At 57.6% G+C, this 8929-nt stretch carries 8 protein-coding genes; 3 read left to right on the forward strand and 5 right to left on the reverse strand.

Translation table 11 applies throughout. The annotated features are described in order from the left end of the window. Nucleotides 1-280 (reverse strand): transcriptional regulator (locus tag VGE80_RS02495; protein ID WP_440591559.1); only part of this gene is annotated, 280 nt, incomplete at its 3' end. Next, nucleotides 267-881 (reverse strand): hypothetical protein, encoded by a 615-nt coding sequence (locus VGE80_RS02500; RefSeq protein ID WP_397568281.1) that lies wholly within the window; start codon nt 879-881, stop codon nt 267-269. The genes VGE80_RS02500 and VGE80_RS02495, both read right to left, overlap by 14 nt. A 490-nt stretch (nt 882-1371) precedes the next feature. Between VGE80_RS02500 and VGE80_RS02505 the strand changes: the two genes are divergently transcribed. From VGE80_RS02505 to VGE80_RS02515, 3 genes are all read left to right on the forward strand, one after another. Beyond that, on the forward strand, nt 1372-2487 hold the full coding sequence (locus VGE80_RS02505; RefSeq protein ID WP_440591560.1) for a DUF1559 family PulG-like putative transporter: 1116 nt from the start codon (nt 1372-1374) through the stop codon (nt 2485-2487). 325 nt (nt 2488-2812) lie between these two features. Next, nucleotides 2813-3265, forward strand: a complete 453-nt coding sequence (locus VGE80_RS02510; RefSeq protein WP_397568282.1) for a hypothetical protein — start codon at nt 2813-2815, stop codon at nt 3263-3265. 14 nt (nt 3266-3279) lie between these two features. After that, the gene (locus VGE80_RS02515) at nt 3280-4365 is read left to right on the forward strand and encodes a serine/threonine protein phosphatase (RefSeq protein ID WP_440591561.1); all 1086 of its coding nucleotides are present in this window, start codon (nt 3280-3282) and stop codon (nt 4363-4365) included. Between the two features lie 210 nt (nt 4366-4575). On the opposite strand, the gene VGE80_RS02520 is transcribed toward VGE80_RS02515, so the two are convergent. The 3 genes from VGE80_RS02520 to VGE80_RS02530 form a co-directional block, all read right to left on the reverse strand. Beyond that, the gene (locus VGE80_RS02520; RefSeq protein ID WP_373649526.1) at nt 4576-5985 is read right to left on the reverse strand and encodes a DUF1501 domain-containing protein; all 1410 of its coding nucleotides are present in this window, start codon (nt 5983-5985) and stop codon (nt 4576-4578) included. A 245-nt stretch (nt 5986-6230) separates the two neighbouring features. Next, complete coding sequence (locus VGE80_RS02525; protein ID WP_440591562.1) at nt 6231-8456, reverse strand: aminotransferase class I/II-fold pyridoxal phosphate-dependent enzyme; 2226 nt, start codon at nt 8454-8456, stop codon at nt 6231-6233. Nucleotides 8457-8668: 212 nt separating this feature from the next. Next, on the reverse strand, nt 8669-8929 hold a 261-nt coding region (locus VGE80_RS02530), incomplete at its 5' end, for a hypothetical protein (RefSeq protein ID WP_440591563.1).

Consider the following 8929-nt stretch of genomic DNA (forward strand, 5'->3'; position numbering starts at 1 on the left):
CCAGCGGAGACAACTGGCAAAGTGTTGTCGCGCGTCCGGGGCCGGTTTGTTTCTGCTGGATGATCAGGCCTTCTTCCTGCAGCACATCCAGATGACGGCTCAGGTTTCCATCCGTAAGTTCACACAGTTGCTTCAGGTCGACGAACGTCAGACCTTCCCGATGAGTCAGCAGCGAAGTCATGATCCCCAACCTCGCCTTTTCATGCATCGAACGCTCGAGCCCTTCATAAGCGAAGCGGCCGGTCTGAGGTTCGTTCGATTTGGGACTACGCTTCGGCATGTCGTCGTGACTCCGAAAAATAAAGCACACAGGCCATCAGCAGTTGCCCGCCGCCGAAGGTGGCTCCCATCTGCCAGGGACTCAATGGAGCAGCGTCGCTGCCGGACATCAGTGCCATCATTCCGGCACCCAGATAATAGCAGGCCACCCAGATCACGGACGATGTGACGAAGGGGATTGAGGCAAAAATACCGAGCGCGAAGAGGATCGCCCAGATTCCTGGTAACAGCGGAATGCTTTCCGGATGAAACTGAGAGATCCCCCAAGTCATGATGCCGCCACCCAGCAGGCTGGGAAAGAATTGCTGAAGTGCCTGACACGTCAGCCGACGTTCTATCCGGGATTCGCTCCGCAGGTAGCTGAGGCCCACTTCCAGCAACATCAGCGACAGGCTGGCAACAGCGATGGAAGACCACAACTGAATGTAAGCATCAGGATGCTGTTCAGGGACGGGGACCAGCCACGGCTGCACTGCTGCGGCGATCAATCCCAGCAGGCCCGTCGCAGCGACCGTGGTGGGACGATAACCGCGGAAACGTTCCGTCCGAACAATCTGTGTCCAGATCAGATCGATCTGTGCGGCCGCTTCGCGATATTCCATTTTCCCGCCTCTCACCTGCTGAACGGTCCTTCACTTTGTAAAGCAAAGTATCGTGTCGGGAAGCGCGTTCGTCAAGATCGGGATGGCAACCGGTCGCATTGCTGCTCGCCGAAGAAGGAGGAACTTACGATCCCCGGAGCTCACTCTTGCCCGGTCCGCCTGCCTGCACTTGCCAGGCCGTTGATCGCTCAGCGCAGCGCTGGTTTCCTTGTGCGAGCCTTGTCGCGTCCCCGTCTCGGAGGCTCGTACGCAATCTCCTAAAAGCTTGTCTTACGAAGAATTCGTAGTTTCTTCATCGATTCTTTGCAGTCGGAAATTACATCTCTCTTCACGGTCGTCAGCCTTCATTGCGTGTTATTCGGAAAGCTTTTGTTACTGACCACCGCAGCTACGAATTGATTATTCCCGACCTGGAACGACAGCTTGGCCCCTTTGTCTTTGTTGGCCGAGGTGGGGTCGTTCCGCCCGATTTCGCAGAGGATTGAAAGTCATGTTTCTTAAGGTTCGTCGTGGGGGTTTTACGCTGATTGAGTTACTGGTGGTGATTGCCATCATCGCGGTTCTGGTTGCTCTCTTGCTTCCCGCGGTGCAGCAGGCCCGCGAAGCGGCTCGTCGAGTCCAGTGCCGTAATTCACTGAAGCAGATCGGTCTGGCTCTTCATAACTATCATGATGCGTTCAATCGTTTTCCTTATGGCCGTGGTGGGACGGGGCATCCCGATGGGGGGACCAGTGATCCCCTGACAAACAACTACACTCGAGCGAGTGGTTTCATCCTGTTGTTGCCCTACCTCGATCAGGGACCTTTGTGGAACACGATTTCGTCAGTGCAGACATTTGGTGGCATGACGTTCCAGCCAGCAGGACCACGGCCGCGAGGAGTGACGACGGCGACTCCCGCATTCGACTATCCCCCGTTCATGGCGACAATCCCGACATTAATGTGTCCGAGTGCCGAAGTGATTACGACCAATAAGTATGGTGGTCAGACGAACTATGCGTTCTGCTGGGGTGACAACACGCGGCGGATTACCGGGTCGGAAAGTGTCAGTACGCGACAGGCAGTCCGTCGAGAAATGCGTGGGATGTTCGGATTGCAGTCCTCTCGTAACATGCGCGATCTCACGGATGGTTCGAGTAATACGATTGCCATGGCCGAGATCGCAACATCGAACGATGGACCCTCGATTCGCGGGGGTGTCGCCAACTCGCGCGGGACAGGGCCCGCCTACGACAGCCCGATCCTCTGCCAGTTGGAAGGAAATCGCGCCACGGGCAAATTGACTCCGGGGACCAACCGCAACCTCCGAGGAAACGGCTGGGCTAACGGGATCACTGCCTACACCGGCGTCAGCACGGTACTGCCACCCAACTCGCCCCACTGTCTGCAGAGCAGTAATGATCATTCGGACGGCCAGGCTCCGGCCAGCAGTATGCATGTCGGCGGCGTTTCTGTCCTGATGGCAGATGGGTCGGCTCGTTTCATCAGTGAGAATATCGATGTCGGTAATCAATCCGTGCCGGACGTACGGACTGGACCCAGTCCGTACGGCGTCTGGGGAGCACTGGGATCGATCATCGGCGGAGAGGCCGTCGGCGAATTCTGACAGGTGACGTGCGGAAAAACAGGACCCGGGCCGTGGCGTTCCCATGGGATGCCAACGGCCCGATGATCACAACAAAAGAACCTTCTGTTCCCTCGTTCGCCACCGAACCGTGTGTCTGAGCTTCAACCCCGGGCGAACCAATTGTGTATTTCCGGGTTTCTCACCACGCCCGCTGGTATCGCGCCACCCGGTGTCCAGTCTGGTCAGCGATCTGACAGGGGGTTGTGACGATGAGACGACCGGAACAGTGAATTCGTTTTAATAAAGGAAGTAGAGACAAGTGATCCTGAGACTATGGAATCCATCGCAATCGAGGGTCATAACGATGAAGAGAATCGTCTCCCTGGTGTGCTGGGGAGTACTGCTGCTGACCGGTTGCAGTGGTTCACGTGACGGTCGGCCCCGACCGGTTCCTGTGACAGGCTATGTGCTGGTTGACGGTGAACCCCTCGAAGGGACGAGGGTTGTTTTCTCTCCGGACGACCACCAGTATGCCGCAGCAGGGGTGACCGATGCGGAGGGGCGGTTTCAATTGCAGACCTTCGCTGCCAACGATGGAGCTGTTCCCGGCAGCTACAAGATAATCGCGTCCAACTTTATCGTGATCGAACATCCCAACGGGTCTGTGACTGAGACTCACTATCTTCCCGCCATGTACCGAGATCCGGCGAAGAGCGGCTTGACTGCCACCGTGGAAGATCGAGGTCCTAATGAGCTTACCCTGGAATTGACCATTCCCGCTTCCGGGATTGAACAACCAAAACTTCCTGCAAACTGAACTGGGCTATCCTTATGCATCAATCACTCAGCCGTCTTTGCCGAATGGCCCTGCTCAGTCTTGGACTGGTTCAAGGGAATGGGGCGGCAGCCATTGCGGCAGAACCTCTGCCAGCGGCGCCGGCCGGTTCTTTCAGTATCGTTCTGATTCCCGACACTCAGGCTTACAAGGGGGAAGGGACGAAGGGAACCAAAGCCAATTCGGACCCCGTCACGAACTCTATCTTCCGGGCTCATACCAACTGGATCGCGGCAAATCTTGAGAAGCAGAAGATTGTCTTTGTCAGTCACGTCGGAGACATTGTCGATATCGACGAGCCCCGCCAATGGCAGGTTGCCCGGGACTGCATGGATGTGATTCATGGTAAAGTTCCGTACGGAATCTCTGTCGGCAATCATGACATGACCAGTGCCGGGGATTCGACTCTCTTCCAGCAGTTCTTCCCAAAATCGCGATTCGAAGGTTTTGACTGGTACGGCGGCTGTTACTCGGGCAACGAGCAGGGGCCTCAAATCTCTGGCAACAACGCCAACAGTTTTCAGTTGTTCACGGCGGGAGGAATCGATTGGGTGTTCCTGCACCTGGAGTGCAATGCACCCGACGACGTGCTGGCCTGGGCCGACAGCGTGCTCGAGAAATACGCCGATCGTCGTGCTCTGATCACGTGTCACATGGGCTGGGGACCACGCGACAAGCCGAAGAAAGACGAAGATTACTTCACGGCGGAGAAGGGCCGTATGCTGTGGAGCAAGATTCACGGCCAGCGGGGGAACTCACCGCAGCAGATCTGGGAGAAGTGCTATCGCAAGCACGCCAATCTGGTGGCGGTTTTTTCGGGAGACCAGAGTCGAACGCAGGCTTTTCGGGCGGCAACGGCCGGAGACCATGGCAACGTGGTGCATGAGCTGTTACAGGACTATGGCAGTGGCTGGTTGCGACTCTATCGATTTCTTCCAACCGAAAATCGGGTTGAGGCGATGACATTCAACCCGACAACGGAAGAACTGTGCGAAGGGACCAAGATTGTGCCCGCCCGCAGCGAGCACCAGTTCAGCTTCGAGGTTCCTCTCAGTTCGCTACGGCGGCAGTCGGACAAGTAATGCCAGACTCTCGCAGCCCTGTCGGTCAATTCCGGACAGGGCTGCCGACTCGCTTCCGTTACCCGGGTTTGAACTCATAACGGTTTGAACTCACAGCGACGGTGATGTTCAAACCTGGGGCCTTTCGGGATTGCGGTGGCGCGAGACCGGTTGGATGAGCAATTCATCCAGCCGTCAGCCCAGTTTTAAGAATCCTGTTCTCAACCGACGTCAGCTCAGGATGTCGGTGATCGGTTCGCCGTCGCAGATTTTGAAGGGGCGGCCTTCGAGATCGTGGACTTCGCGGGCGGGGTCCAGACCACACGCTTGGCAGACCGTGGCCAGGTAGTCACCGGGAGTCACCGGATTTTCTTTGACATAAGCTGCGACCTTATCGCTAGCCCCGTAGATCGTTCCCCCTTTGATACCCCCTCCAGCCAGCACTCCGGAATAGCAGAACGGCCAGTGGTCTCGGCCATTCGCGCCGTTAATCTGAGGGGTGCGGCCGAATTCGCCCACGCATGAAACGAGGGTTTCGTCGAGCAGGCCGCTTTCGGACAGATCATCCAGCAGGGCCGCATAGGCTTTATCGAAGGCGGGAAGGCAGTAATGCGCTTTCAGCATCCCATAGCCGGTCGCGCCGTATTCCAGGTCACCCAGGCCACCGTGTGCGTCCCAGACGTTATAGACTTTGGCGGCGGGGGTAATGAACATCCAGTTGACGGTCACCATGCGGACACCCGCTTCGACAAGTCGCCGGGCGGTGAGGAAGCTTTCACCGTACTCATTGCGTCCATAGCGATCGCGGGTCGCGGCGGGGACACGTTCCAGATCGAGTGCCTGTTTCACCGCCGTCGAGTTCAGCAGACGGTAGGCGTCTTCGTAGACACCGCCGTAAGCTCGCATCCCGCTATTTTGCTGCATGGCCCGGTCTTGCTGCTCCAGCAGCTTCAGCAGACCGGTACGGGCCTGCAGGCGGGCAACGGAAATATCATCGGGCAGCGTCAGGGGGATCGCCGACTTGGCTTCGTCGAGCCGTGGGCCGACTTCGACGTGGTTGTAGACCTGGCCAAGTTCGACCGGGTCGTGAAGTGATCCGAGAAAGCCTGCGTGCGTCCCCGCATAGCGCAGCCCGTCATGAGCGACGGGTCGAGGGATCGAGAAGCTGGCGGGAATTGCAGACTTTTCGCCCAAGTACGAAAACATCGAACCGATGGAAGGAAAGTCGGTGCGACGGCGGTCATTCGCGGGGAATGTGCGGGGAGGAACCATCGCGCGACCGGTCATCGCATGAAAGACCGAAACGCCGTGATCCGTCGCGGTATGGTTGATTGAGCGGACGATCGAAAACTTGTCCGCGTGCCGCGCTGTATTCGGCAACTGATCGCCGAGAAAGATTCCCGGTGTCACGGTCGGGATCGGCTGGAACGGGCTTCGCACGCCTGAAGGGGCGTCGGGCTTCATATCCCACATATCCTGTTGAGGCTGACCGCCCCACATGAACAGGAAAATACAGGATCGAGCGGAGGGGGAAGGTGATTGGCTGGCCTGCGCCTTTTCATGAGCCAGCAATCCCGGAAGTGTCAGCGCACCACCAGCGGCCATTCCCATCCGCAGCATTGCGTCACGTCGGTGAATCATGCATGAGCCCTTCAAGTGATTTCTGCTTCAGTGACAGAAACTCTTCATCATCGGATTCCGGTTGCGCCGGCCAGCACCCTGACGGGATTCAGTTTACCTCCATACACTATCAGAGAACATCGGATTCTAGAAACCGGCAGATGAAAGAGTCGCTTTCGACACCAGCGAAAGTCGCTCTTTTTGACCGCCCGATCGTTCAATATGGCCCTCCAGGCGAGGGGCCGGTCTTTGAAAATTGCAGCCCGCTACACGACCAGGCTCGAAGCGGTCTCTAGATTGGCCAGGCATCTTCCGTCCGCCATTAAATTCCAGCTTCGGCAGATCCCGTTACTTCTTTCCCAGAAGACGCTGGGTTCTGTGTAGACTGCGACTCTGATCGATCGACCCTTCCAGAGCAGGCGATAGATTGGGGCTCCCCACGGCAACTTGCCCTGCGGCGCGGCCCCTTGCTGCTCCAGGAAGCGAGTCACAAGGCTCATTGGAACCTGCTGGTCGCGACTCCAGGAATTGTAGTCCGTGTGCGAGTAGATCGACTCCTTCGATACAGCGACGTACAGCTCTTTGAAGCAGACTTCGTCGGCTCCCGTTTCCGTTACCCAGTCAAGGTAGCGCCGTAACCGTGCTCCGTTCCCTACCCCCTGCTTCTGAAGCACGCAGACCCAGCGAAGAGTGAGTCCCTCTACGTCACGGATCGACGTTGCGATACGCTCCGAGCAGGTTTCAACCCCCATGATGGCAGAATTGTGATCGGCATCGTGCCGAGAAACGGATAAGACATCCAGTCCTGCGTCGTGGTATTCTCGTAAGGTGCGCAGTCGTTCTTCTTCGGAGGAATTTCCGAGAAGCAGTCCGTTCGTGATCAGCACGACTTTGGAAAAATGACGGGCACCAACTCGGATCAGATCCAGCAGCTTACCGGAAGCGAGCAGTGTCGGTTCCCCACCCCCGGTGATAACAAACCGGGATGCACCCGCTGCTGCAGCCCGCGCGGACATCTCCTCGACTATGGGTATCGTCAGCAGTCCCTGCGTCTGATCCAGCGAAACCGACGAGTGTGAAAAACAGAACGCACACTTCGCCTGGCAGGCGCTCGCGATCGGCAGGACAGACAGTGATCTTGGGACGACGCTGGACCACGGTCGCAAGCCGCCGTGCGCCTCGAGCGAGTCGGCGTAGACGTCCTCGATCTCCAGTGGATTGAGTCGCTCATCATAAACGCCATCCACCTCAATCCGACTGCCGGGGACCCAATCACCCAGTCCGGTTCGCTCGTTCGGCCGCAGGGCATGATTGGTCACGCACGTCCGCAGGACAATGATTCGACCACCACCGAGCTTGTCCCGTAACTGGTTGGCCTTGGCGATTCCTATTCCCAGGTCTGCCTCTTTCAAAAGGTGAAACTGGTTCGGAAAACGTGACTCGGGAATGCCGTTCTTGTCGTAGGTACGAGCATACTTGTCGTAGCCTCGGGCGAAGTTGGAGAGCACAGTCGCGTGGAATCGGATCACCGTTTTCATGTCGTCGAAAGCCACGGTTTCGTGCAGGCACGAGACAACAGAAATCTCGTCGTCTGCTTCGTAGATCGGACCAGGCACGGCGAGGATCCCGCGCGCGAGTAAGTCAGAATGGGGGACCCGCAGCACGGAGAGATATCCGGTTCTCGGCGGCAGCCAGGTCGGGTCGAGCGACGACAAGAGCGGTGTGAGCTTTTGCCAGCGATACCGGAAGATGGAAGTCTGTTCTGCAGGGAAGTCACAATGCCTCGTGAGAATGGCGGCCGCCACTTCAAGCTGCGGCTCTTGCCCATGCAGGTGGGTCAGTTGTCGAGGGACTGCGGTGAATCCCATCACAAGGGGTGACAGGAATGACTTTGAGAGAGACCAGCAGAGGGCAACCTGATTGGTCGCTATTAACCGCCGGAGATCCGTCCCACCGCCGTAGTCGTAGACGCGGTCGAGAATCAGAAATCGTTCGGGGTGTTCGCAGAGCCATTCCTCAATGATTGTAACTTCCGTATCCGTCAGGTCGCGCCCGAGGGGCGAGAGGGGGGCTGTCAACAGCAGGCAACCGTCGGCAGCCGACGCGAGGGCGGACGTGATATCGAAAAGGGGCAAGGTAGGGTAGGTCGTGAAACGGATGCCGGCCTTATCTGCAATTTGTCTGTAAACCGGGTATACATCCGACGGCATGGCCACCGAGCGACCATGTGCGGCCATCCATTCAAACAGAACAAAAAGAGAGTCACGCACGCCGCGTGTATGGATGCGGTGCTCAACCGAGTGACCAAGGTAAGCTTCCCAGGCGGCGTCCGCTCCAATGCCCACGGGTGATGTGTCGAAGGTGTGCGCGACCGCTTTAACGGGATTGAGGCAGTCGAGACGGGTCAGTGTCGGAGTTACGGCGAGCGCACGGGCCGCTTCCTCCTTGAACGCCAGAAACTTCGGATTCTGTTGCCGTGTAAATTCCTGCATCGCCGCTCTCTCCAGTCATTTCGCCAGGCTCAGCCCCTTCTCGAAGAGTCCGCGGACGCAGAGGAACTTGGGCCAAGGCTTTTCAGATCGTAGCGGGATTACTTTGTCAGCGACACGAACGGGGTGACGCAAGAAGGTCGCGCAGGGCCGTGAGGATGCAGGACAGGTTGTCGGTGATCGCCCACGCCAGCATTCCGGGAGGCTGACGGCTTTTAAGGGTGATCGTTTCGGGCAAACGTTTTCCGGACGATCTGCTGGAAGTCGAGAACGGTTTGGGGCAGGTTTCCGTGGCGGCGTACGACCATTGCGATGGATAACGGCGTTTGAGACTCGTGCATTTCGCGCGCGTGAAGATGATCGAGTGCCTTGGGAGGGACTTTGATGTGCATCAGCCCGACACCCACCCCCATTTCGACATATTGCTGGGTGATGTCAAACATGGGGGCTTCCATCACAATCTGCAGCCGTCCCGT

It is taken from the genome of Schlesneria sp. (assembly GCF_036405755.1).
GTDB classification, from domain to species: domain Bacteria; phylum Planctomycetota; class Planctomycetia; order Planctomycetales; family Planctomycetaceae; genus Schlesneria; species Schlesneria sphaerica.